At 39.8% G+C, this 24,160-nt stretch carries 23 protein-coding genes; 2 read left to right on the forward strand and 21 right to left on the reverse strand.

The window, feature by feature from the left end; translation table 11 throughout:
• Positions 1-13: 13 nt before the first annotated feature.
• The 3 genes from sdaAB to ACFSFY_RS11935 all read right to left on the reverse strand — a co-directional run bounded on the left by sdaAB (position 14) and on the right by ACFSFY_RS11935 (position 2,838).
• Positions 14-676 (reverse strand): L-serine ammonia-lyase, iron-sulfur-dependent subunit beta, encoded by a 663-nt coding sequence (sdaAB, locus tag ACFSFY_RS11925; protein ID WP_381538304.1) that lies wholly within the window; start codon positions 674-676, stop codon positions 14-16.
• Between the two features lie 108 nt (positions 677-784).
• Positions 785-2,452 carry a DAK2 domain-containing protein gene (locus ACFSFY_RS11930; RefSeq protein ID WP_381538306.1) on the reverse strand — a complete coding sequence of 556 codons (1,668 nt, stop codon included), beginning with the start codon at positions 2,450-2,452 and terminating at the stop codon, positions 785-787.
• A gap of 23 nt (positions 2,453-2,475) precedes the next feature.
• Entirely contained in the window at positions 2,476-2,838 is a 363-nt protein-coding gene (locus tag ACFSFY_RS11935) for an Asp23/Gls24 family envelope stress response protein (protein WP_381538308.1), read from the reverse strand.
• A gap of 217 nt (positions 2,839-3,055) precedes the next feature.
• Between ACFSFY_RS11935 and rpmB the strand changes: the two genes are divergently transcribed.
• Positions 3,056-3,244, forward strand: coding sequence for a 50S ribosomal protein L28 (gene rpmB / locus ACFSFY_RS11940; protein WP_381538309.1), 189 nt, complete (start codon positions 3,056-3,058; stop codon positions 3,242-3,244).
• 87 nt (positions 3,245-3,331) lie between these two features.
• Here rpmB and spoVM read toward each other — a convergent pair whose 3' ends face one another.
• From spoVM to gmk, 13 genes are all read right to left on the reverse strand, one after another.
• On the reverse strand, positions 3,332-3,484 hold the full coding sequence (gene spoVM / locus ACFSFY_RS11945) for a stage V sporulation protein SpoVM (RefSeq protein WP_381538311.1): 153 nt from the start codon (positions 3,482-3,484) through the stop codon (positions 3,332-3,334).
• Between the two features lie 14 nt (positions 3,485-3,498).
• Entirely contained in the window at positions 3,499-4,152 is a 654-nt protein-coding gene (locus ACFSFY_RS11950) for a thiamine diphosphokinase (protein WP_381538313.1), read from the reverse strand.
• Positions 4,149-4,817 (reverse strand): ribulose-phosphate 3-epimerase, encoded by a 669-nt coding sequence (gene rpe, locus ACFSFY_RS11955; protein ID WP_381538314.1) that lies wholly within the window; start codon positions 4,815-4,817, stop codon positions 4,149-4,151. The genes ACFSFY_RS11950 and rpe overlap by 4 nt, the downstream gene beginning before the upstream one ends.
• Complete coding sequence (rsgA, locus tag ACFSFY_RS11960; protein ID WP_381538316.1) at positions 4,810-5,703, reverse strand: ribosome small subunit-dependent GTPase A; 894 nt, start codon at positions 5,701-5,703, stop codon at positions 4,810-4,812. Before rsgA ends, rpe begins: the two co-directional genes overlap by 8 nt.
• A 22-nt stretch (positions 5,704-5,725) precedes the next feature.
• Positions 5,726-7,744: a Stk1 family PASTA domain-containing Ser/Thr kinase gene (pknB, locus tag ACFSFY_RS11965; RefSeq protein WP_381538317.1), complete on the reverse strand. Its 2,019-nt coding sequence runs from the start codon at positions 7,742-7,744 to the stop codon at positions 5,726-5,728.
• Positions 7,741-8,502: a Stp1/IreP family PP2C-type Ser/Thr phosphatase gene (locus tag ACFSFY_RS11970; RefSeq protein WP_381538319.1), complete on the reverse strand. Its 762-nt coding sequence runs from the start codon at positions 8,500-8,502 to the stop codon at positions 7,741-7,743. The genes pknB and ACFSFY_RS11970 overlap by 4 nt, the downstream gene beginning before the upstream one ends.
• 29 nt (positions 8,503-8,531) lie before the next feature.
• Positions 8,532-9,881, reverse strand: a complete 1,350-nt coding sequence (gene rsmB / locus ACFSFY_RS11975) for a 16S rRNA (cytosine(967)-C(5))-methyltransferase RsmB (RefSeq protein ID WP_381538320.1) — start codon at positions 9,879-9,881, stop codon at positions 8,532-8,534.
• On the reverse strand, positions 9,878-10,819 hold the full coding sequence (gene fmt / locus ACFSFY_RS11980; protein WP_381538321.1) for a methionyl-tRNA formyltransferase: 942 nt from the start codon (positions 10,817-10,819) through the stop codon (positions 9,878-9,880). Before fmt ends, rsmB begins: the two co-directional genes overlap by 4 nt.
• On the reverse strand, positions 10,816-11,322 hold the full coding sequence (gene def / locus ACFSFY_RS11985; protein WP_381538323.1) for a peptide deformylase: 507 nt from the start codon (positions 11,320-11,322) through the stop codon (positions 10,816-10,818). The genes fmt and def overlap by 4 nt, the downstream gene beginning before the upstream one ends.
• A 46-nt stretch (positions 11,323-11,368) precedes the next feature.
• On the reverse strand, positions 11,369-13,777 hold the full coding sequence (gene priA, locus ACFSFY_RS11990; RefSeq protein ID WP_381538325.1) for a primosomal protein N': 2,409 nt from the start codon (positions 13,775-13,777) through the stop codon (positions 11,369-11,371).
• Complete coding sequence (coaBC, locus tag ACFSFY_RS11995; protein WP_381538326.1) at positions 13,767-14,975, reverse strand: bifunctional phosphopantothenoylcysteine decarboxylase/phosphopantothenate--cysteine ligase CoaBC; 1,209 nt, start codon at positions 14,973-14,975, stop codon at positions 13,767-13,769. Before coaBC ends, priA begins: the two co-directional genes overlap by 11 nt.
• 74 nt (positions 14,976-15,049) lie before the next feature.
• Positions 15,050-15,274 carry a DNA-directed RNA polymerase subunit omega gene (gene rpoZ / locus ACFSFY_RS12000; protein ID WP_381538328.1) on the reverse strand — a complete coding sequence of 75 codons (225 nt, stop codon included), beginning with the start codon at positions 15,272-15,274 and terminating at the stop codon, positions 15,050-15,052.
• A 3-nt stretch (positions 15,275-15,277) separates the two neighbouring features.
• Positions 15,278-15,895: a guanylate kinase gene (gene gmk, locus ACFSFY_RS12005; RefSeq protein WP_381538329.1), complete on the reverse strand. Its 618-nt coding sequence runs from the start codon at positions 15,893-15,895 to the stop codon at positions 15,278-15,280.
• A gap of 154 nt (positions 15,896-16,049) precedes the next feature.
• Between gmk and ACFSFY_RS12010 the strand changes: the two genes are divergently transcribed.
• Positions 16,050-17,741 carry an Rqc2 family fibronectin-binding protein gene (locus ACFSFY_RS12010; RefSeq protein WP_381538331.1) on the forward strand — a complete coding sequence of 564 codons (1,692 nt, stop codon included), beginning with the start codon at positions 16,050-16,052 and terminating at the stop codon, positions 17,739-17,741.
• Positions 17,742-17,813: 72 nt separating this feature from the next.
• Here ACFSFY_RS12010 and lepB read toward each other — a convergent pair whose 3' ends face one another.
• The 5 genes from lepB to ACFSFY_RS12035 form a co-directional block, all read right to left on the reverse strand.
• On the reverse strand, positions 17,814-18,362 hold the full coding sequence (gene lepB, locus ACFSFY_RS12015) for a signal peptidase I (RefSeq protein ID WP_381538333.1): 549 nt from the start codon (positions 18,360-18,362) through the stop codon (positions 17,814-17,816).
• Positions 18,363-18,871: 509 nt separating this feature from the next.
• A complete protein-coding gene (locus tag ACFSFY_RS12020; RefSeq protein WP_381538335.1) occupies positions 18,872-20,353 on the reverse strand; it encodes a DASS family sodium-coupled anion symporter in 1,482 nt (493 codons plus the stop codon).
• A 437-nt stretch (positions 20,354-20,790) separates the two neighbouring features.
• On the reverse strand, positions 20,791-22,200 hold the full coding sequence (locus tag ACFSFY_RS12025) for a glycosyltransferase family 2 protein (protein WP_381538337.1): 1,410 nt from the start codon (positions 22,198-22,200) through the stop codon (positions 20,791-20,793).
• Positions 22,197-23,081, reverse strand: coding sequence for a HEAT repeat domain-containing protein (locus tag ACFSFY_RS12030; RefSeq protein WP_381538339.1), 885 nt, complete (start codon positions 23,079-23,081; stop codon positions 22,197-22,199). The genes ACFSFY_RS12025 and ACFSFY_RS12030 overlap by 4 nt, the downstream gene beginning before the upstream one ends.
• A 110-nt stretch (positions 23,082-23,191) precedes the next feature.
• A complete protein-coding gene (locus ACFSFY_RS12035) occupies positions 23,192-24,130 on the reverse strand; it encodes a response regulator transcription factor (RefSeq protein WP_381538340.1) in 939 nt (312 codons plus the stop codon).
• Positions 24,131-24,160 lie beyond the last annotated feature (30 nt).

The raw sequence follows: 24,160 nt of genomic DNA on the forward strand, positions 1-24,160 counted from the left end.
ATAGGTTCACTCCCTAATTTGCTAATGTTGAAACTTGCGTGACGTGTTCTAAAACGTCTAACTCATTTATAAGTGCATCGTTAATAAATTGGTCAACTTCAATTACCATGAGTGCCATTTCGCCTTTTTCCTTACGGCCACATTCCATATGTGCAATATTCACACCTTGTTTAGCAAGAGCATTGGAAACGCTCGCAATTACACCAGCACGGTCTTCATGGACAATGAGTAGTGCCGGATAATGTCCGGATAATCGAAGTGGAAAACCATTGAGTTCTGTAACTTCCATCGTCCCGCCACCAATGGAAATACCCGTGAGTTCCATAACACTTTCACCATCACCAATCACAAGACGTGCGGTATTCGGATGTTCAGGTTCTTCCTCTTCTGCAATAAATTCAAAAGTGAGGCCAAGTCGTTCCGCCTCTTCAAAAGATGTTTTTATGCGTTCGTCGAATGTATCATAATCTAGTAAGCCACCAATAATGGCAACATCCGTGCTGTGTCCTTTATACGTTTCTGCAAATGAACCATATAAATGGATTCGCGCCCATTCGGGTTGACGACCAAAAAGCGTTCGCGCAACTCGACCGATCCGGGCAGCGCCAGCAGTATGAGATGATGAAGGACCGATCATTACCGGGCCAATAATATCAAAGACGGATCTAAATTTCATATACACTACTCCTCTTTTAATAAGTATACGCTACTACTTATCTTACACGATTCTATAGTTTAAAACAAAAGCAGTACACCTAAATAGGCATACTGCATAAATGGATATTTATTCAACTGAGACAATATAGGGATACAGTGGTTGCTTGCCGTTATATAGCTCGACTTCTACATCAGTAAAGTGATCCTCAATATAGCTCTGAATCGCTTCTGCATCAGCAGTAGTAACACCTTCTCCGTATAAAACAGTAACAATTTCAGCGTCTTCATCGATGATTGTTGTGAGTATTGTTTTTATAACTTCATCAAGAGATACTGCAGACGTGATAATATTACCTTCAGAAATACCCATAAAATCATTTTTCTTAATTTCAATTCCGTCAATGGATGTATCTCTGATTGCATGCGTAACTTGGCCCGTTTTCACGTGAGAAGCCGCATTCATCATTGATTCTGCATTCACAAGCAAATCCGCTTCTGGATTAAAAGCAAGTATTGCAGCTAGACCTTCTGGAACAGTTCTCGTACGAACTACTGCTGCATCAATACCAATGATTTCTGCTGCTTGTTCTGCGGCCATAATAATGTTTTTATTATTGGGTAATATAAGAACACGTTCCGCGCCGACTTCTTGAATTGCTTTTACAATGTCTTCTGTAGAAGGGTTCATTGTCTGACCGCCTTCGATAACGGCAGATGCACCAACACTTCTGAGAAGTTCCGCAATACCAGAGCCCATCGCTACAGTGATTACAGCGTATGGGTGCTTTTCAACTTTCTTTTTTTCTGGAATATGTACAGAATGATTCTCTCCGACAAGTTCAATATGTTGTTGTCGCATATTTTCAATTTTGATATCCATCAAAGAACCATATCTTTGACTGTAATTCAATACATCTCCCGGCTCTTCAGAGTGGATATGCACTTTGGCAACATCTTCATCTGAAATTACAAGCAACGAATCTCCAAACTGACTCAATTCTTGCCTAAAACCAGATTCTTCAAACGGATGTACTGCAACTTTATCCGATTCAAACTTTACAATAAACTCTGTACAATATCCGTAAATAATGTCTTCAGTATTCATAAATCCTTGTATACTACGGCGATGTTCCGCATTAATGAGATCGTCTAACGATTCAACTTCTCTTTTTTCAGGAAGCGCTTCGCCTTTTAAAGATGCTAAAAAGCCCTCATAGACATAAACCAAGCCTTGTCCACCACTGTCAACAACCCCAACTTCTTTTAGTACTGCCAGTAGGTCGGGTGTGCGTTCCAATGAAGCTTTCGCCTCTTCAACAATAGCCTCCATTAATGTAATGAAGTCGTCAGTTGTTGCTGCTATTTCAACTGCTACATTCGATGCATCTTTAGCTACGGTTAAAATTGTTCCTTCAACAGGTTTCATCACCGCTTTATATGCCGTTTCTACACCGTATTTCAATGCCGCTGCAAATGTAATTCCATCAACCGTTGACTCATTTTCAATTGCCTTACCAAATCCACGAAACAACTGCGAAAGTATTACGCCCGAGTTTCCACGTGCACCCATTAGCAATCCTTTAGAAAGTGCTTGAGCAGTCCTACCGATATGTACTTCAGCATGCTCATTAATTTCCTTCGCACCTGATGTCATTGAAAGATTCATGTTTGTACCTGTATCACCATCTGGAACAGGGAATACATTTAAAGAATCGACATAATCGGCATTTTGATAGAGATGGTGCGAACCAAGCTTCACCATCTCTGCAAATTTCAAACCATCTATAGACTTCATTTCAATTACTTCCTCCTCTTGACCTATAGGTTTGTCACGCGGACTCCCTGGACAAATATATTGACTGATTTTACATTCATGCCAATTGTTTTTTGCAATGTGTATTTTACTTTTGACTGTACTTGATAAGCAACCTCAGAAATCTTAACTCCATATCCAATAATTACATACATATCTATATGAGTATCGTCGCCAATATTTCTAACGAGTACACCTCGGGCGAAATTTTCTCTCCGCAAGATGTCTGTTAAACCGTCCCTAATTTGATGTCTAGAAGCCATGCCTACAATTCCATAGCATTCAATTGCTGCTTCCCCGACTATTTGGGTGATCACTTCGCTTGAAATATCAATCTTGCCAAATTCATTTTTAACTTCGATTGACATAGATTTGTCCCTCCGCATCTTTTTAACTTACCTTATTGTACTATATACAACATAATAATAAAAGAAAGCTTTTCTATTTCGATTTCTCCTGTAAAGGCCTTTCACTTGAAAGACCTGTCAAAAACAGTTGCAAGGCACTTCTTCATGTGATACATTAGTAGAGTATGCGAATATTAAAAAGCAACGCTAAATCTTCATTCGCAAGGAGGTACCAACAATGGCTAAAGTATGTGTTATTTCAGGACGCAAAGCCCGTGCAGGAAACTCACGTTCACACGCTTTGAACTCGACGAGACGTACATGGGGTGCGAATCTTCAAAAAGTTCGTATTCTTGTTGACGGAAAACCTAAAAGAGTTTGGGTTTCTGCAAGAGCTCTTAAATCAGGTAAAGTTCAACGCGTATAATCTAGAATAGCTTCATAATCCACAATGGCCAATCGGTCGGATTATTGAAGTCTACGCACTAAAAATAAAACGCCAAGCTGAAATTCTTCAGCTTGGCGTTTTTTCTTTCTTTTTTGTTTTTGGCTTACTAGCAGTTGACTTGGCATTAGTCTTGGTCTTATCTTCTTTCTGAAACACATATATACACTTACGAACAAAACCGCTCACGAATTTCGGCAAAGTAAACGTGTAAACCCGCAATTACCCCACTCCTTTCAAGCATCTGAACTCCTTACCATTAAGCATATGCCTTCATGGAATAAGATAGTACAGACGCCTTCAACAAGTTCGTTGCTTGTATACTTTGTCGTCCCAACTTGTAAATCCGCATTCGCCACATCAAATTTAAACCCCTCAAGCGTTAAACCACTGACCAATTGCCCAAATGGAAAAAAAGATATGTATGGCAACTGCTCATTATCATTTATTATGTAGGTACCAGGGGTTAACATTGTTAACTCATTCAACGGATTTCGTATTGAAAACGTGATTTCTGGATGGTTCGTTTGATAGCGATACATTAAATGTAGGGCTGATTGCGTGTGATCTAATCTACCACCTGTCACACCCGTCAAAATAATTGTTTCGGGTTGATAAACGAGTGCACGTTCTACCGCAAGTTCTGTATCCGTCTCATCTTTTTCAGCCCGAAACCGATCTACAATACGAACCGAGTGTACAATCTTTTCATAATCCCTTTTTGAAACCGAATCAAAATCTCCGACTGCTTCATGCGGAACAATTCCTTGCTCGAATAAATGTAATGCCCCTTTATCCGCACCGATAAAGATTGTATTCTCTTTATCGAATTCTGAAAGGTTCATGACTTCTGCAATCGGACCTCCTGCACAAATAACGACGGTTTTCATTTACGGAAGACACTTTCACCAGCGGCCTTTATTCTCTTTAAGGCTGCCGCACGATCTGTTTCATTGTAAATTGCTGATCCTGCAACAAAAATCGTTGCTCCGGCTTCCACACAAGGAATAATTGTTTCCTCATTGATTCCACCATCAATTTCTATTTCGATCGAAAGGTTTCGCTCTTTAATCAGATCCGATAACTGTTTTACTTTTGGTAAAACGGAATGAATGAACTTCTGTCCACCAAAACCAGGATTGACCGTCATAAAGAGAACTAAGTCTATTTCATCAAGCACATGCAAAATCGTCTCGATTGGAGTATGAGGATTCAGAACAACACCTGATTTTACACCTGTTGATTTAATAAATTGAAGAGTTCTGTGCAAATGTCTGCACGCTTCAACATGAACGGTTATATAATCCGCTCCTGCCTTTGCAAACTGTTCGATAAACGCATCTGGATTATCAATCATTAAATGGACATCAAGCGGCAGCTTCGTTACAGGACGCAGGGCTTCGACAACGATTGCCCCCATTGTAATATTGGGGACAAAATGACCGTCCATAACGTCGATGTGGATAAGTTCAGCGCCTGCTGCTTCCACTTCTCTTACTTCTTCAGCTAACTTTGAAAAGTCCGCTGCTAATATTGAAGGTGCAATTTTAATCATGTTTTTCATACCTCGGCTTTCGGTCAATTATTTCTTGCAAGAAATGCAAATAATTATCGTAACGATGACGGAGAATATCCCCCGATTCAACGAGTTCTTTAACCGCACATTTCGGTTCTTTTAAATGCAGACACCCACGAAATTTACAATTCTGTGAAGCTTCGTTCATTTCTATAAAATATCGAGATAATTCTTCCTTCTTTATATGATCAAATTCTAGAGAGCTGAAACCAGGCGTATCCGCAACAAGACCACCCGCAACTTCAAGCAGTTCAACATGCCTTGTTGTATGCTTACCACGACCAAGTGCTTCAGATATTTCGCCCGTTTTCAGTCCAAGCGACGGCAATACTGTATTTAAAAGTGTCGATTTCCCTACACCGGATTGACCCGCCAGAACTGTGATTTGTCCTGTCAAGATCGGTTTCAACATTTCCGGCAAGTTCTCATCATCGATAAACGTGTTGATGACTGTATAGCCAATCTTTTTATAATACGCTTCGCTCGCAACAACTTTTTCCAATTCAGCTTCACTTGCAATGTCCTTTTTAGTTAAACAAATTACAGGTTTTATATCAAAAGATTCTATAACAACAAGAAATCGGTCCAACAAATGCGGACTGAATGCAGGTTCAACAATTGAAAACACAAGCAACGCCTGATCTACATTTGATATCGGTGGGCGCACAAGCTCATTTTTGCGTTCATGGACAACTGTAATGATTGCATCGTTTTCACCGTCAGGGACATACGTTACGATGTCCCCAACAAGTGGATGAATTCCACGATTTCTGAAGACGCCGCGTCCTCTACAACGGATTCGTTCACCATTATCCTCTACATAATAAAATCCACTTATTGCTTTTCTAATTTGTCCTTCTGGCATCCAATCCCTCTTTCTAGGTTCATTAGTAACTAATTTTTTCTTCTTTTACAACTGTGGAACCATTCATTATTCGATAAGCGCCTACCTGACCTTCTTCAAGTACAATGGTAATGGTCTGTTCATGGTCTTCAGTTATTGTAAATTCATACTTCGGATCGGCCATAGTGTTTTCCATGTCTTGAACATAAATCCGTATGTTTTGAGGAGTTCTCTCAGATTCATCGTTTGTTTCTTCTGGTGGTGCTTCCGAATCTTCTTCGCCCTCTTCAGGTTCACTTTCAACAACCGGGGCCTTATCTTTTTCGATGTATTTAATCGTTACTGTTTGAACATGATGCCTGATTGGTTTTTTCTCCGCACCCAACGACATAACAACAGAAATTTTACCGCCTCTTGCAATCTTTTCATCTTTTCCGGGTTTTTGGGAAATCACTTTTCCAGCGGCATGTTTTGCAGAATACTGTTGGCCAGAAACAGTTATTGTTAGCCCGCTTGATTTCTCATAACTTGCAAGCTGATCTTCGTCGAAGCCCGTTAAATCCTCGACAATACGAATGTCTCTTCCTTTACTCACTGTAAATTTTAAGTCGGTTTCAGCAGGTACGATCATTTCTCCATCTTCAGGATCTTGCCCAATAATTTCTCCAACAGGTTTATCAGAGAACTCTTCCTCGGACTCAATGGATTTATACTTGTATTTATAATTCGCAAGAAGACTTGCCACTTGCGTGAAATTATCACCAATATAGTTTTCCATTTCGATTGCTTCTTTACCAATGCTAATGTAAATGGTTACAGCTGAACCAACCTCTCGTTTACGAGTCGCTTCTGGATTCGAACGAATGACTTGCCCTTTTTCAAATTCATCTGAAGCCTCTTCAATTCTTTCGTCTACAATCAAACCGAGTTCCTCAAGTTCATTGACAGCTTCATTTTCTTCCATTCCAATGACATTCGGAACTTCCACTTTTTTCGGACTGAGCAAGCTTGGAAGGAATAATAAAAGCAATACTAGAATTAAAAATCCAGATAGCACACCAAAAATGATTGGTCCTTTGTTACGCTTTTTCGGTGCACTAACGGGTGGCTCTTCTGGCGTTTGGACAGAATCCATTTTCCTCGTATCCACAACGTTTGTCATTCGATTCGGATCTGCAATCGCAGGTAGAGCTCGTGTCAGTTCGTCGTCAAATGGAATAACGAACTTCTCTTCATTTACCCGTTCTGGTTGTAATATAGTCATTAAATCTTCTGTCATTTCATCCGCAGTTTGATATCGATTGTTCGCATCTTTTGATGTTGCTTTCAAAATGAAATTTTCAACACTTTGCGGAATCTCCGGAAACAAAGCACGAACAGATGGTGTTTCTTCTTGTAAATGCTTCAATGCAATTGAAACTGCTGATTCTCCTGAAAATGGTAGTTTCCCAGTAAGGAGTTCATAAAAAACAATTCCCACCGAATAAATATCGGATTTCTTCGTCGCCATTCCACCGCGTGCCTGTTCGGGTGATAAATAATGAACTGTCCCTAAAACGGAATTCGTTTTCGTATGAGCAGTTGCACTGAGAGCCATGGCGATTCCAAAATCAGTTATTTTTACATTTCCATCGTTATCCATCAATATATTTTGAGGCTTAACATCTCTATGAACGATGCCATTGTAATGCGCATTGGAAATTGCTGAAACAAGTTGCTTCATGATTGGAACTGCTTCTTCTGATGACATCGGTCCATTTGCAGTGATGTATTCTTTCAAGGTAAGTCCTTCAATATATTCCATTACTAAATAATGAAGTTCTCCTTCTTCCCCTACATCAAATATATTCACAATATGCGGATGTGTGAGACTTGTCGCAGAGAGAGCCTCTCTCATAAATCGTCTTTTAAGTTCTTCTTCATTCGCAAAATCATAATTGAGTATTTTAATTGCAACATCGCGGTCTAGTATGACATCGTGAGCCAGATAGACTTTTGACATTCCACCGCCGCCAATGTATTTCAATACCTCATAACGTCCACCGATTCTTTTTCCAATCAAGGAGTATTCACCTCCGAAGCTGGTCCTAGTAGAATTACAGAAATATTGTCTTCTCCGCCTTTTTGGTTCGCTAAATCAATGAGAGTTTGTGCTTTCTCGTGCAAGGTTTTGCGATCCGAAAGAATTATTTGTTGCATGGAAGCTTTACCTACTTTATTACTTAAACCATCGGTACAAATTAATAAATAGGTTTCATCATCAAGGTCAAGTGAATGTAAATCAGGTTCAATATGTTTTTCCGAGCCAACTGCTTTCAAAATCCAATTTCTTTGGGGATGGATTGCAGCTTCCTCTTCGGTAATTTCACCACTGTCCAGAAGTGCATTTACATACGAATGGTCTCGAGTCACTTGACTGACACCATTCGTATTGATTGCGTATACGCGACTGTCTCCAACATGCGTCACCAAACAGGAATGACCGTGAATCAGGGCGGCTTCAAGTGTCGTCCCCATTCCTTTTAGTTCCTCATTTTCATTCGCATAGTCAAAAAGCAATTGGTTTACATGTATAAACGCTTCTTTTAACCATTCAAACCAATGTTCTTTTATAACAAATTCAGAACTGTCCAGTTTGAGAAACATATCGCCAATGATTTTAATTGCTGTTGAGCTGGCATAATCTCCGCCTTGATGTCCGCCCATACCATCCGCAATAATCGCTAAAATAATTCCATCTGGGTGGGTATAAACGGCGGCACTGTCTTCATTTACAGTTCTTTTTTTACCAATATCCGTAAGGACTTCATATTGCACCATAGAACCCCCATTCCACTTCACATTCTGCTTCATTTTTTTCTAAATGCTGCGACAAAGAACCCGTCGCCCCCGAAATGTTGCGGCAATACTTGTAGTGTATGCTCTTTTATTTCAAGTTTTTCATTTCCATCTAAATGAGGCAACGGTATTAACTCCATGTCTGCATGTTGCTCAAGAAAACCATCTACAACGCCAAGATTTTCAGCGTATTCTACAGTACATGTACTATACACAATGATGCCGTCTGGCTTTATGAGTTTACTCGCGACGTCTAATAGTTCCGACTGTATTTTAACCAAACCTTCAAAATCCGCTTCCGTCTTCACATACTTAATTTCCGGCTTCCTTCGAATGACTCCAAGTCCACTACACGGTGCATCGACAAGAATTCGGTCGAATGATGATTCACCATATACGTCCACTAGATTTCGACTGTCCCCACTTTTCGTTGTAATGGAAGTAAGTCCAAGTCTCTCGGCATTCTCTTCGATGAGCTGAAGTTTATGGTCGTGAATATCGTGCGCAAACACTTCACCTTGGTCCTTCATTTTTTCTGCGATATGTGTTGTTTTACCACCTGGTGCCGCACACATATCCAATACTTTCATTCCAGGGTGAACATCCAGTGCCGTAACAGGCAACATGGAGCTTTCATCTTGAATGGTAAGAAAACCTTTTTGATATGCTTTCGTTTTCGTCGGATTTCCCGAACTTGAAACGACACACTCTTCTATCACTTCACCTTTACGCACGTCAACTTCTTCAGCCTCAAGGGAAGCAATCACTTCGTCTCGAGTTGTTTTCGCTGTATTCACGCGCATCGTCATTCGTGCAGGATTGTTATTTGCATGTGCCATAATTGTTGTTTGTTCTATGCCATACTGTTCAATCCATCTTTTAATGAGCCATTCAGGATGACTCGTTTCGATAGAGATTCTTGTAAGATCATCTTCAATTTCTTCAACAGAGCGTACACCTTTACGCAATACGGAACGCAAAATCCCGTTAACCGTTGGTGCAATTCGTTTATGACCACGTCTTTTGGCAATTTCCACTGCTTCGTGAACAACAGCGTGCGAAGGGATTTTTGTTAAATACACAATTTGATAAAGTGATAATCTGAGCAACTCACGCACCCAACCGTCCAGTTTCCCATGAACAAAAGGCTCTAGATAATAGTCAAGTGTCATTCGCTGTTGCAGTGTGCCGTATGTTAATTCAGTTAATAAGCCCCGATCTTTTGCTTCAATCGAATACTTTTCAATCGTACGATGTAAAAGCAGATTACTATAGGCTTGGTTATTATTAATTTCCATTAATATTGAAAGAGCGGCGTCTCGAACATTGCCGTTCCAAATTTTCTTTTGTGGTCTTTTCATTTGAATCGATCTCCTTCATTCCACTGTGCACCGATACCTCTAATAAAAACATCAGCAGACATTCTTTTCCTACCAGACGGTTGTAAATCGGTGATTGCTACTCCAGTTTTGTCACCTGTGTGCACAATTATACGGTCGGTCTCAATCGATGCAATCGTCCCAGGTTCCGCCTCTTCAGACAGCTCAACCTTTTCTCCCCACCAAATCTTCACTTGTTCACCTTGAAATAAAGTGTAAGCAACCGGCCAAGGGTGAAGGCCGCGTATTTGGTCGTAAATCGCTTTTCCATTATTGGACCAATCAATTCGCTCTTGTTCGCGCGAAATATTTCGAGCAAACGTTACAAGGGATTCATCTTGTACGACTCGTGCATTCGTACCATCCAAAATAGATGGAAGTGTTTCTTTTAAAAGCGCTTCACCCGCAACTGAAAGTTTATCAAATAAATCACCAGTGTTTTCATCATCTGCGATTGGAACAACTACTTGAGAAATAATATCTCCAGCATCGAGTTTTTCCACCATATACATAATGGTTACACCTGTTTCCGTTTCACCGTCAATAATAGCCTGATGAATCGGAGCCCCCCCCCTGTATTTCGGCAGTAGTGATGCATGGACGTTAATGGAGCCTAGTCTGGGTACGTCAAGCAGTTCTTTAGGAAGTATTTGTCCAAAAGCAGCCGTGACGATTAAGTCGGGTTGAAGTGAAATGATTTCTTGCAGCTCAACAGAACCTGTTAATTTTTCTGGTTGGATTACAGGTAGACCGAGCTTTAGTGCTTCTACTTTAACGGGAGGAGGAGTGAGTACGCGTTTTCTTCCAACTGGGCGATCGGGTTGGGTTACAACCGCTGCTATAGTGTACCCTTCAGAGTGGAGCATTCTAAGGATTGGTGCTGAAAAATCGGGTGTGCCCATAAAAACGATGGACTTCATTCTTCTTCACCTTCTTCGCGGGCTTCTTCAAGCGCTTCTAATTCTTCGAGACTGACCACACGAATGATTTTATCTTCAAAAAGAATTCCATTTAAATGATCGATTTCATGTAGAATTGCCCGAGCTTCATATCCTTCTGCTTCGAGTTCGTACAACATCCCATCGCGTTCTTGAGCTTCAATCTTCACATAAAAGGGGCGTTCGACTTCACCGAATAATCCCGGAAAACTAAGACATCCTTCAATTTCAATTTCTTCTCCACCGATGGCCGTAACGACAGGATTAATCATTTCGATGACTTCTTGCCCTTCATCAAAATCGACGATGGCCACTTGAATCGTTTCACCGATTTGTGGTGCGGCAAGTCCAACACCATCTTCAGCGATCATTGTTTCATGCATATCGTCCAAAAGTGTTGCCAGTTTTTTATCGAATTTCACTACTTTTTCACATTTCTGCGTGAGCAGCGGTGACGGGTGCATCACTATTTTACGTATTGCCAATTCAATTCCTCTTTTCTTAATTTCAAATAGATCATACAAGATGATGTTAAATGGACATCGGTTCTACTTCAACAGTCATTATGAGACCGGACTTTATCCACTTCGTTCTATATAGTTTAATGAGCTGTTGCAACGTTTCCGTGAGCATTGGCTCTTTTTTGTATTTTAACAGACATTGGTAACGATATCTATTGTTGACGCGACTAACCGCAGCTGCTGTTGGTCCAATAATTTGTGTATCGATTGATAAATTATCTTTTAAAAAGCGCGTACCCTTTTCTGCGAAATCGGCTACTTTAAGCAAATCTTCATGAGAAAATTGAACAAGAGTTACAAAGTAAAAAGGTGGATACCCAAATTGTCTACGGGCAGCCATTTCATGTTTGTAAAAAGGTTCGTAGTGCTGCTCTTTTGCAAGCTGAATTGCATAATGTTCTGGCGTATACGTTTGGATAAACACTTCACCAGGCAGTTCATGACGACCGGCTCTTCCACTCACTTGAGTCATAAGTTGAAATGTTTTCTCAGCTGCTCGAAAATCCGACAAATGCAACGTAGTATCTGCTGCAAGAACACCAACTAAAGTGATGTTGGGAAAATCCAGTCCCTTTGCAATCATCTGTGTGCCGAGTAAAATATCGGCCTTACCTTCACTAAACTGTCGAAGCAACCGTTCGTGAGCACCTTTTTGACGAGTAGTATCTACATCCATTCGAAGAACACGGGCCGTTGGAAAGAGTTTTGTGATCTCCTCTTCTACTTTTTGAGTGCCTGTTCCAAAGAAACGAATGTGTTCACTTGTACATTCCGGACATTTAAGCGGAACAATTTCTTCGTGGCCACAATAATGACATTTTAATCGTTCAGAAGCGCGGTGGTACGTCAATGAAATATCACAGTTTGGACATTCAACGACCGTTCCACAATCTCTGCACAATACAAACGCAGAAAAACCCCTTCTATTCAGAAATAAAATGATTTGCTCGCCTGAATCGATTCGTTTACGAATGGCCTCCGCCAAATCAAGCGAAAACATAGAGCGATTTCCAAGACGCAACTCTTCCCTCATGTCCACAATTTCCACTGCTGGAAGTGCTTGGTTCCGTGCACGATTCATTAACGTTAAAAGTGTGTACACTCCTTTTGACGCTCTCGCATAGGACTCAAGCGATGGTGTTGCGCTTCCTAGAATGACGGGACATCCATAATACTCAGCTCTCTTAATGGCAACATCTCGAGCATGATACCTTGGTGTATCCTCTTGTTTATAAGTAGCTTCATGTTCTTCATCAAGAATAATAATTCCAACATTTTTAAACGGAGCAAAAATAGCAGACCTTGCGCCTACGACTACTTTCACTTCACCGCGTTGTATTTTACGCCACTCATCATACTTTTCTCCTGCCGATAACGCACTGTGCATAACTGCGACAAGCGGACCAAAACGAGCTTTAAAACGGGACGTCATTTGAGGTGTTAATGCAATTTCAGGGACGAGAACAATGGCTTCTTGACCTTTTTCCAAAACCTCTTTAATGGCACGTAAATAAATTTCCGTTTTTCCACTACCCGTTACACCGTGTAAAAGGAACGTTTCGGCCACACCAGATTTAACAGAGGATGAGATGTGCCCGAGAGCGACAACTTGCTCCTCAGTAAGATCTACAGGAATTGCAACATCTTTCATTCCAGGCGCTTCAGGTTCACGGTAGCTTTCTACATACTCTTCAAAAGCGGCACCACGTTCGATCACTGATTTTAAAGTAGCTGGAGAAATCCCTGATTGTTCAAGCAGGCTTTTCGAGGTGAATGTTTGTCCTTCACGCTGAATCATCCACTGAATCAGTTCAAATTGTTTTTTAGCATTTGAGTGAAGACTTTCTAAAATAACATGTAGTTTTGGTGCTTCTTCAATTCGAATCATTCGCACCTTTTTAATGGCTGTTTGCTGACGAACAATTGTATCTACGGTAATGATTTTTTCACTCGTATAGTTTTTAATGACTTTCAATAAACTTGCGGTATCTGCTTCTTTCAGCGGAACACGTTTTCTTCCTTTAAGTAAGTTTAAGAATTCTTCGTCTACGACTTTCTCTTGGTCAACTACGTCTATATACTTTTCGTATTTTGCACGCATAGCTGCTGGCAACATTACTTGAAGTGCGTCAATTTCATAAGACAGTGTTTGAACAGCCAGCCAACGAGACAAATCCAGTAGTTCACTGGATATCACGGGATCCAGATCAATGAGTTCGTCTATTGATTTTAATTTATCAATCGCTATGTCGGTTTCATTTTTTATGCCTGTCACATAACCAAGTACTTTTCGATTACCAAACGGTACTTTGACACGGATTCCGGGTTCAATAATGGATTCCATCGCCACTGGTACGATGTAGTCAAACGGTCGGTCAATTGGGTAAGCTGCAACATCAACAATTACTTTAGCGATCATCTATATCTGTTCTTTCTTGAAGAATCGCTTTCAGCAGAACGGTCGCAAGCTCCTTTTTCGGCATGACCGGGTACAATTGGTTCAGTCCATTTTTCGAAAGTAACGTGACGACATTCGTTTCTTTTCCAAATCCTGCATCCGGATCCGTAACGTCATTCACGATGATGAAATCAAGATTTTTACTGTCCAGTTTCCCCATCCCGTGTCCTACTGCGTTTTCAGTTTCTGCAGCGAAACCGACAAGTATTTGATGCGCTTTACGTTCTCCAAGTGTTTTCAATATATCCTTCGTTCGCGTAAGCTCTATTATCGATTCACCTTCACCTTTTTTAATTTTTTGTGGGTGAATGTCTTTCGGGCGATAATCTGCGACTGCTGCGGATTTAACGACAATTGTTGCATCGTCGTATTCCGAAAGGACCGCTTCAAACATTTCCTCGGCACTTTCAACATCAATCACCTTAACTCCAACAGGTTTTCCCAAGCCAACAGGCCCAGATATCAGTACCGTTTCTGCACCAAGTGCTGCAGCTGCCTCCGCCATTGAATATCCCATCTTGCCAGTTGAAAAATTGGATATGTATCGAACTGGGTCAATGCGTTCACGGGTTGGCCCTGCAGTAACAACAACTTTTTTACCGAGTAATGGAAGATCATTTGAGTTGAATTTCTCTGAAACGAGCTGTGCAATTTTTTCCGGTTCCTCGAGTCTTCCTTTTCCAACATAACCACAAGCCAAAAAGCCTTCAGATGGCTCGATAAACTTATACCCATCTTTATGTAATCGTTCGATGTTCCGCATGACGGCTTTGTTTTCATACATATGGACGTTCATGGCCGGTGCAATCCATACTTCGGCAGTCGTTGCTAAAAGGATGGTCGTTACCATTTCATCGCCAATTCCATTTGCCAGTTTTCCAATAACGTTTGCCGTTGCGGGTGCGATGATTACTAAATCGGCCCAATCCGCTAAATCAATATGAGCTATGACACGAGAGTCTTTTTCATCGAACGTATCATAAAAGACATCATTACGGGACATCGCTTGAAAAGTTAAAGGTCTCACAAACTCCATTGCCGACTTGGTCATAACGACTTTTACATTTGCACCTGCTTGCGAGAGTTTACTAACGAGAGCTACAGCCTTATACACTGCGATTCCACCAGTTACACAAATTAAAATGTTTTTATTCAACATCGAATTCTTCCTCCCTAAAATGACAAACTCCCAAAGAAAATACGTTTCTAAGGGAGTAGCACATTATTCTTATTTTAAACTTCGTCTTCGTAAATGATTGACTGATCTTGTGTTCGTTTCGTAAGAGCACCTGCTGCTATTTCCTCAAGAGCCTTACCAACATTCTTTTTAGACTTATAAACTGTCAGTAATTCGTTCTTTACCTCTTGAAGCTCCCGCGCACGCTTTGAAGCGATCGTAACGAGTGTGTATTTTGAATCAATCTTGTCCTTTAGTGAATCGACCGATGGATGTAACATATATTATTCCCCTCTCAACATACGTAAATATCTTTTTTCAACACGTTCTCTACGACAATGTTCTGCAACGACGATAGCGTTAATTTTATCACACGCTTTACTTACTTCGTCATTTTCTACAACATAATCATATAAATTCATCATCTCAAGTTCTTCACGAGCTTTTTGGATCCTTGAGGCGATTACATCCGAACACTCGGTACCTCGACCGACTAAACGGTCCTGAAGTGCAAGCAGGCTTGGTGGTGCAAGGAAAATGAAGAGACCGTTCGGTGCTTTGGCACGAACTTGTGCAGCTCCAACAACTTCAATTTCGAGAAAAACATCTCGACCTGCATCGAGAGTTTCATCTACATAGTCGATCGGTGTCCCATAATAGTTTCCGACATACTCTGCATATTCTAGTAGTTTGCCTTGTTCAATAAGGTCTTCAAATTCAGCCCTCGTTTTAAAAAAGTAATCTACACCATCTACTTCACCAACTCGCGGGCTTCTCGTAGTCATAGATATAGAATATTCATAGTTCGTGTCTGGTTGTGTAAAAAGCTCTTTCCGTACTGTTCCTTTACCTACACCTGAAGGCCCAGATAGAACGATTAACAATCCCCGTCGTTTGTACATGCAATCCCTCTTCTTGTCTAAACTAATTTTAATGGAGCATAGATGTTACGTTGATAACTCCAGAGTACCTTAATTATCAATCATGCTCATATTATAGCATAAATAGCCCTTAGAGTGCTAAAATGAAACAAAACGAATAGAAAGAGGAATCAGTATGGCATTTGATGGTTTATTTACAACGGCAATGGTGCAAGAACTGCAGGTCCTCAAAAACGGACGGATTTCTAAAATCCACCAACCCAACGCACATGAAATCGTATTTCTTGTAAGAGCAACCGGCAAAAACCAAAGATTAATAATATCGATCCACCCATCGTATTCAAGAATTCAATTAACAGATGAGGCCATTACGAACCCAGCAGTTGCACCTTTATTTTGCATGGTGTTGCGTAAACAATTAGAAGGTGGAACAATCACCGCAATTGGCCAATATGGAACAGACCGAATTGTAACGCTTGATATTACAGCAAAAAACGAAATCGGCGATGATATGGAACGTCGTGTTTACATCGAAATTATGGGACGACACAGTAACTTAATCGTCGTAGATCCAGCTCGTAATCTGATCATTGATAGCCAAAAGCATCTTCCACCATCGGTAAACAGCTATCGTACTATTTTACCGGGGCAACCTTATAAGCCTGCACCACCACAAGATAAATTAAATCCATTTCTAATAGAAGAAGAACAATTCTCATCCGTTCTTCTAGAAGTGGAAAGCGGCCGTGATTTCGTTCGATTATTCTCAGGGTTCTCTCCAGTAAACGGAAACGAACTGTTGTACCGATTAAACTCTACAGAAGGTCAAGAGAAGTTTCGTGTTTTCAAAACGTTCCTTGATTCCTTCCAAGGTATTGACAGTCAACCCAATATCTCAGAAATCGATTCAAAAATGGTGTTCTCGGCAACTGCTCTCACGCACGCAGCAACTCAAACGGCTGAATTTGAAACCGTTAGTGAACTTTTAGATAAAGTGTATTTTGGTCGTGCAGAAAGAGAACGCGTGAAATCACAAGCATCCGACTTAGAACGTTGGTTAGACAATGAAATTTCGAAACTGAACTTGAAAATAAAAAAACTTACAAAAGAAAAAGCAGATGCTGGAAAATTAGATACATTTCAATTGTATGGAGAACTCATCACTGCAAACAGCTACCTCATTCAAAAAGGTCAAACTGAAGCGATTGTGGACAACTATTACGAAGAAGGAACAACCGTAACAATTCCACTGGATGCACGCAAAACAGCGATTGAGAATGCCCAAAGATTTTATTCGAGATATGCAAAAGCAAAAACAGCATTAATTATGATTGCCGAACAACTCAAGAAAGCCGATGAGGACATAGAATATTTCGAGATGATCAAGCAACAAGTTATGCAAGCATCTCCAGAAGATATTGATGAAATCCGTGAAGAACTTGCAGAACTCGGTTTAATGAAAGCACGTAAATCGAAAAAGAAAAAAAGACCGAAGAAACCTTCTCCTGAATCGTATGTTTCTACTTCAGGCATCTCGATTTCAGTCGGTAAGAATAATAAACAAAACGATTATTTAACATTTAAAATCGCATCACGCGAACAAACGTGGTTGCACACAAAGGACATTCCCGGTTCCCACGTAGTGATTCACGATCCAAATCCGGATGAGGAAACGATAAAAGAGGCAGCCGTTCTTTCTGCATATTTCAGTAAGGCACGCGGATCTTCTTCCGTTCCAGTAGACTACACCGAAGTACGCCATGTGAAAAAGCCTAACGGTTCAAAACCTGGTTTTGTCATTTACTTCGAACAAAAAACGCTTTTTGTTACACCAGATGAAGATCTTGTACGTAAGTTGAAAAAATAAAAAAAATGCGTTTCCGATTGGGTAATGACCAAACGGAAACGCATTTTTACTAATGATGGATTTATAACGAATCTACTTTGGAAACCCCATTTCTTCCAACGGGTAAAACCGAAAATTCACTTTTCCTACAATCTTTTTATCTGACACAAACCCAAAACTTCTGCTGTCATTGCTCTTTAAACGATGGTCTCCTAAAACGAAAACATACCCTTCCGGAACAAACTCACTTCCTGTGACTTCTCTTAATGTAAAATCTCCCGTAACACGTCTCGTTTTCCCGCTTTGCTTTTCCCGATTCACATAGAGTTCTCCATATTCCTTACCATTAACGAATAATACATCATCCACCATTTCGATACGATCCCCCGCTATTCCAATCACTCTTTTCACATATAGCAGGTCCACAGCATCGGGTGCATCAAAAACAATTACATCAAATCGGTTAATTTTACTTAATTTACTAACGATGATCTTATCATTTTCTTCCAATGTGGGAAACATAGATTCGCCTTGAACTTTGATAGGCGTGAATATGAATTGATGGAAAATAAATACAAATAAAAAAGCAATAGCAATGGACTTACTCCACGAAATCAATTCACTCTTCAGCTTTTCATCCACTTGTGTGACCTCACTTTCATTATTAAACTAAGGATTTCATTATGCCTAGTATACAACAAGATAGCCTGTTTGACATGGGTGTTTTTTGATGGGTGACAGGCACTCAAACAATCACGTTTGTTCAAACATTCATGATTGTTTCTTGCTCTGAATGTTTTCTGAAAAACTAAAATCAGGTTGTATATTGCGAAGTTTTGAGGAAATGTTGCGAAGTTTTGGGAGAGTGTTGTGAGGTTTTGAGAAAACGTTGCAAGCTTTTGGAAAAACGTTGTGAAGTTTCGGGAATGTTGCGAGGTTTTCGGAAAATGTTGCGAGGTTTCCAAAAAACGTTGCGAGGTTCCTGGGAAATGTTGAGAAGTTTCGGGAAACTTAAACGGGAGAAAAGCACTAAAACATACACGTTTGTTTCTTGCACTAGATACTTTATCCGCAAGAAAAACACCAGAAATCATCCTGTATATGGATGGTTTCTGGTGTTTTGATTAAATTCATACTCATAAATAGACGTCTTACAATAGGCCAATCCATTGCCAGTAAGTGGCACTGAATAACAAAATGAGTAAGTAGCCAACAATCGTTAATATTATTCCCGTTTTCAAGAAGTCTTTTACGGTAAATGCACCGGTTCCATATGCGAGCATGTTTTGCGGCGCACTCACTGGTAATAAGAATCCAAAACTAATGACAAATTGTTGGATAAGTACAAAACCAACGCTGTTCGCATCGATTGCGATTGTCGTCGTCAGTGCGATGAATATCGGGATTAAAGCGGACGACAAACTTGTCGCGCTTGCAAACCCTAAGTGAATCAGAATGTTAAATGCCGATAATATTGCGATTGTCGCAAGCAACGGCATCGTATCGAGTCCCATTGCACCAAACACTTTATCGGATAACCATTGTGCACCATTTGTTTGTAAAAGAATGGTACCAAGAGCGATTCCGACAGCAAAAACGACGATTGTTCCCCATGGAATGAGTTTCTCCACTGTTTTCCATTCGAACACACCAATTTTTGGTGATAACAAAATTGCAATCGCGATAATTGTAACGGTCGTTGTATCTAAGGGATGCAAGATCTCTTCTGTTGACCAAAGGAGAAGAAGCATAAGGGAAATAACGACCAACCGTATTTCAGATGGTTTCATAGGACCTAACTCTTTAAGCTTCCCTTGTATTAACTCTTTTCCTCCCTCAACCGTTTGTGTCTCGGGTTTAATCAATTTCATCATGACAAAATACAACACAACCGACATAATGATTGACCAAGGTGCTGCGTATATAAACCATGAGCTCCAAGCGATGGACACGCCCATTTCTTCTTCAATAAAACCGAGAGCGACCATGTTTTGCGCCGCACCTGTCTTAATTCCGACGTTCCAAATAGAAACCGATTGGACGGCTGTAATTACTAACAGAGCAGCGAGCCTACTATTATGCGGCAGACCAAAGGCCGCAACCATTCCGAGCAAGATAGGAACTACTGCCCCGGCACGAGCCGTTGCGCTTGGCACAAAAAATGCAAGTATGATGGAAACCATGATCGCACCAAAAACAATTGCGCCTGTTTTCACACCAACTTTAGATAATACAAATAACGCGAGTCGCTGATGCAAATTTGTCGCCTGCATTGCAGCTGCAAGAAATAAGGCTGCTGCCACGAGCGCGACGGCAGAGTTTGAGAAACCGACAAGCGCCATTTTAAGCGCGTCCTTTGTACCAAGCATTACATTTGGATCTTCCATACTTGGTGCAAAACCAAGTAATAGTGTGGTGATTCCGATAATCATTGCAGCACTTACCGGATATGCTACGGCTTCCGTCATCCATAAAATAACGGCAAATGCTAAAATCGCAAGTGCACGCTGCCCCATCACGGGCAAATCAGCTGGCGTTGGCAGTAAAACAATTACAATCATTACTGTAAAAGCGAGCGCAATCCAAATTGGTTTCAAATTCCGTTTTTCCTTCAAAGGAGCTGTTGCTTCCATTATGTACTCCACCTTCTTTTCTTAATTGTTATTAAAGCATTGAGTCATCCATACATGACGTAATTCTGTTTTGCATATTCTTTTTGACTTTGGATAGCTTACCCTGATTCCGATTTTTCTTACAACCCTTTCGAAGTTGCTCTGAAGAATGAAACTTTCACGTTTGTTTAAACATTCACGATTAATTACATAATACACACATCTTCCAATGTATTACAATAATATGCACAATTCTCCATTCCCTAATCACTACTAAAAGAAACCAGTTCGTTAAGTTTTAAAAATATCATTTAATAAAAGATGGAAGGAGATTTCAAAATGGCAATTGTAACTTTTCTGATCGTTGCTTGGATACTCAGTTGGTTTAAATTCGACACGTTATTTGTTTTCAACACTAAAACGTACGAATAAGAAAAACCCACTCATGTAAAAGTGGGTTAAAAGCCTTTCCGTGTTAAAGTGCCCCAAGCCTTTCGCCTGAAGATTGCCGCTACAATTCCCTCACATCGCCAAATTATCGTTAATGGGCGATACCAAAATACTTCCGTCACGGATAATAATAAAATCTTTAGAATATCAGCCGGTTTTGTATAAGTGTTACGACTCCATGTTTCTAAAAGAACGGAGACCATTGAAAACAAAGAACCATAGAGTATAAATAGAAGTGATAGTAGAATTGCAAACTCATAATAGACTTCTCCCATTAAAAACAGAAGGACGATATAGGCATATCCCAATAATTCAATGACAGGACCTAATAATTCGATAAACCAAAAATAAGGTATCGAAACAAGACCTACCGGCCCATATTTTGGGTTGAAAATCATTTTTTTATGTTTCCACAAGCTTTCTGCAAGACCTTGATGCCATCTGCGACGTTGTTTTCGTAAATCCGATAACGTCTCCGGAGCTTCAGTCCAACAAACCGGATCCGGAATAAATACAATCTTTTTATTCGACTTGCGCTCTCTGTTTAAGCGGTGTAATTTCACAACAAGCTCCATATCCTCACCGATTGTCTTTGTAGAGTATCCGCCCGCATCAATTACCCACTTCTTTGAAAACACACTAAATGCTCCTGATATGATTAGAACGAGATTAAACTTACTCAACGCAATTCTTCCCATTAAAAAGGCACGCATATATTCAATGACTTGCATGATTACCAGTTTATTACTAGACAGAGAACTGCTCATAACCGTTCCTAATTGAATATCAAACCCATTCGCTATACGCACAGTTCCCCCTGCAGCAATGACTTCATCGTCGGAGGAAATCATCGGTTTCATGATTCTTAATAAGGATGTAGAATCCAAAATGGAATCCCCATCAATTGAGCAAAAATAAGGATACTTTGAAATGTTGATTCCAGCATTCAGTGCATCTGCTTTCCCACCATTATCTTTCGTCACAAGAATTAAGTTAGGTTGTGATGTCGATTGATAGATGCTTTGAATTGTCATCGTAGGCAAATGTTCTTGAACGACTTTTTCAACTTCGTACATTTGAAATCCTTTTATAATCTGTTCTTCTGTCGAATCCGTAGATCCATCATTCACAATAATAATTTCAACTTGTGGATAGTTTAAAGTTAACAACGATTGAATCGTGTCCAAAATACCGACTTCTTCGTTAAAAGCACTTACGATTATAGAAACAGGTTTCGAATAAACAAACTCCAAACTCTCACTGTCAATGATATATCGATCTAACTTCAATTCTTTTTTCAATTGAAAGAGAGCGACGATAAGCATGCTTGTATAAACCCCTATAACAAGGAACATATAAAATAAAATCAAATAGCCAAAAAACATAAAAGCAGCTGACGTTATTGAACTCAGTATCATACAATCGCTTCCTTTTCTTTATCGATATAAGCGTTTTCCGTGATGGTTACTTTTTCGAGTGTCAATTCAGCTTGCTTGCGAACTTCCCATGATGAATCTTCCACCAAAACAGTAGACAAAGCAATCGCTTTCTCTATAGGTGCAAAAGCAAGAATTTTCGCCAACATCAAGCGTTCTTCCCATGTGTCTCCATCCATAAATGGTTCGTAATGCTCGATATCTGAAATGTATCCGATTCTTGCAATTGATTTTAAGGCTTTTATGCGGATCTCCGGATCTTCTGCTTCCAATTTACTTTCTAAAAAAGGAAGATAATCGATTAGATGCTTTACCCCAATTACTTCTATCAACACATATGTCAATTTACGGGATAGCTCTTCTTCTCTTTGGACTAACAAATCTAAGCGATCCTCATCTATATCTATGAATAATTTTTTATAATCATATTCCCCAAGTTCATATTTGGGATTCATGATTTTCTCTATAAACAACTGGATGTCAAATACCAATACAATTTTATACATCAGCAAATATTCTTCATTCGTTTTGTGCTTTTTACAATCAAGTAACATAAGAACTTCCTTTAAAAGAAACTCCATTTTAAAATCAAATATTTTATGCAATACATTCATACGCACACTCCATGACTTACTATGGATTTGGTCCCTGTAATACATTTCCAAATGCTCTTCCACAAAAATTGTTATACGTTTTAAAACCGGTGCATCGGAAATGTTTTTTGCATAATGAACAAGAATATCATTTGCAGCATCTTGTTGGAACCGCGTAACCGGACGAAGTTTTTCGTCCATCTCTTGTCCGTCAATTAAATATTGAAACCATAAATCTTTCGTCTCAAGAATGTACTTTTTTGTTTTCACTTCTTTTAACACATACTTTTTTTGGAGATATACTAAATAGAAAAAAACGAACATCAAAATTATGAACAACGAGACAATGCCAAGGACCAATAAAAGTAGTGTGCTTCCCATCATGACCCTAACCTTTTCAACACTTTCTTCACTTGCGCCTCAAATAATCGAATGTTTATCGGTTTCATCACATATTCATCTACACCATTTTCATAAATATAAATCATATCATCTTCCGTTTTTCTCCTGGACATCATGAACACTAGGTATTTTTGTTGATTCGGCATATTTCGCAATTGCCGAAGCACTTCAATTCCATTTTGTTTAGGTAAAATATCGTTCATGACGATTAGATGGGTATGGCTGGATAAATACCAATCAGACTGTAAGAAATCATGTCCATCTTGAAACGTTTGTATATCCAAATCAAAATAATCAAATGCATTTCTTTCTAAAACAGTTTGTAAAATAGAAGTGACGATCAGATCTTCTTCTATAATGCTTACTTTAATGCGTTCGTTTTCACGTTTTTGAAATAGTGAAACCGTATGAATGGATGAGGGCTCTAATTGAAGTGCATTTCTCAAACTGCGCTGACCTTCAAGAAGTACCTTCACGAAATCCGCTTTAGTACTCGCAACTTCAACGATACTAGCGTTATAGTCATAAAAGGATTCTTGTCCCTCAACATTGTTTATTAAAGCCAGTCCACGAATGAGTCTTTTTAAGAAATAACGCGTTTCTTCTTCCCCAGAATTCGTTAACAACATGATCCATTCACTCTCTTTTTCCGTTTGAAAGACCAAATCAGAATTCCGTACTTGTTCGTTTAAATATGCATTCAATTTTTCTGTTACGGACTCGCCGGATTTTAATTCGCCTTCATTCTGTTCGGAATGATTATTGCCCGGAACAATGGAAATGAAAACTAAAGAAAACGAGGATTTAAAGCGCACATTCATCGCTACCCGTATATCAAAAAATCTTTTTAAAAACGATATGTGTAGAGATTTGTTCTTAGAGTCTTGATTTAAAAGTTCTGTAATCGTATTATCCACGTAGTCCACCCCCAACATATGAATCTCATT

Origin of the sequence: Sporosarcina siberiensis (assembly GCF_042681925.1) — a bacterium.
In the GTDB taxonomy this organism is placed as follows: Bacteria; Bacillota; Bacilli; order Bacillales_A; family Planococcaceae; genus Sporosarcina; species Sporosarcina siberiensis.

Excerpts from the sequence above, each read along its gene's own strand:
- rpoZ (WP_381538328.1), bottom strand. The coding sequence starts at position 15,274 with ATGTTACATCCATCGGTCGATTCACTAAAGGACAAGATTGATTCAAAA.
- ACFSFY_RS11930 (WP_381538306.1), bottom strand. The coding sequence starts at position 2,452 with ATGAAGTCTATAGATGGTTTGAAATTTGCAGAGATGGTGAAGCTTGGT.
- rpe (WP_381538314.1), bottom strand. The coding sequence starts at position 4,817 with ATGATTAAAATTGCACCTTCAATATTAGCAGCGGACTTTTCAAAGTTA.
- rsmB (WP_381538320.1), bottom strand. The coding sequence starts at position 9,881 with ATGAAAAGACCACAAAAGAAAATTTGGAACGGCAATGTTCGAGACGCC.
- sdaAB (WP_381538304.1), bottom strand. The coding sequence starts at position 676 with ATGAAATTTAGATCCGTCTTTGATATTATTGGCCCGGTAATGATCGGT.
- priA (WP_381538325.1), bottom strand. The coding sequence starts at position 13,777 with ATGATCGCTAAAGTAATTGTTGATGTTGCAGCTTACCCAATTGACCGA.
- ACFSFY_RS11970 (WP_381538319.1), bottom strand. The coding sequence starts at position 8,502 with ATGGTGCAATATGAAGTCCTTACGGATATTGGTAAAAAAAGAACTGTA.
- ACFSFY_RS12020 (WP_381538335.1), bottom strand. The coding sequence starts at position 20,353 with ATGGAAGCAACAGCTCCTTTGAAGGAAAAACGGAATTTGAAACCAATT.
- fmt (WP_381538321.1), bottom strand. The coding sequence starts at position 10,819 with ATGAAGTCCATCGTTTTTATGGGCACACCCGATTTTTCAGCACCAATC.
- coaBC (WP_381538326.1), bottom strand. The coding sequence starts at position 14,975 with ATGTTGAATAAAAACATTTTAATTTGTGTAACTGGTGGAATCGCAGTG.
- ACFSFY_RS12010 (WP_381538331.1), top strand. The coding sequence starts at position 16,050 with ATGGCATTTGATGGTTTATTTACAACGGCAATGGTGCAAGAACTGCAG.
- ACFSFY_RS11935 (WP_381538308.1), bottom strand. The coding sequence starts at position 2,838 with ATGTCAATCGAAGTTAAAAATGAATTTGGCAAGATTGATATTTCAAGC.
- rpmB (WP_381538309.1), top strand. The coding sequence starts at position 3,056 with ATGGCTAAAGTATGTGTTATTTCAGGACGCAAAGCCCGTGCAGGAAAC.
- ACFSFY_RS12025 (WP_381538337.1), bottom strand. The coding sequence starts at position 22,200 with ATGATACTGAGTTCAATAACGTCAGCTGCTTTTATGTTTTTTGGCTAT.
- rsgA (WP_381538316.1), bottom strand. The coding sequence starts at position 5,703 with ATGCCAGAAGGACAAATTAGAAAAGCAATAAGTGGATTTTATTATGTA.
- gmk (WP_381538329.1), bottom strand. The coding sequence starts at position 15,895 with ATGTACAAACGACGGGGATTGTTAATCGTTCTATCTGGGCCTTCAGGT.
- ACFSFY_RS11950 (WP_381538313.1), bottom strand. The coding sequence starts at position 4,152 with ATGAAAACCGTCGTTATTTGTGCAGGAGGTCCGATTGCAGAAGTCATG.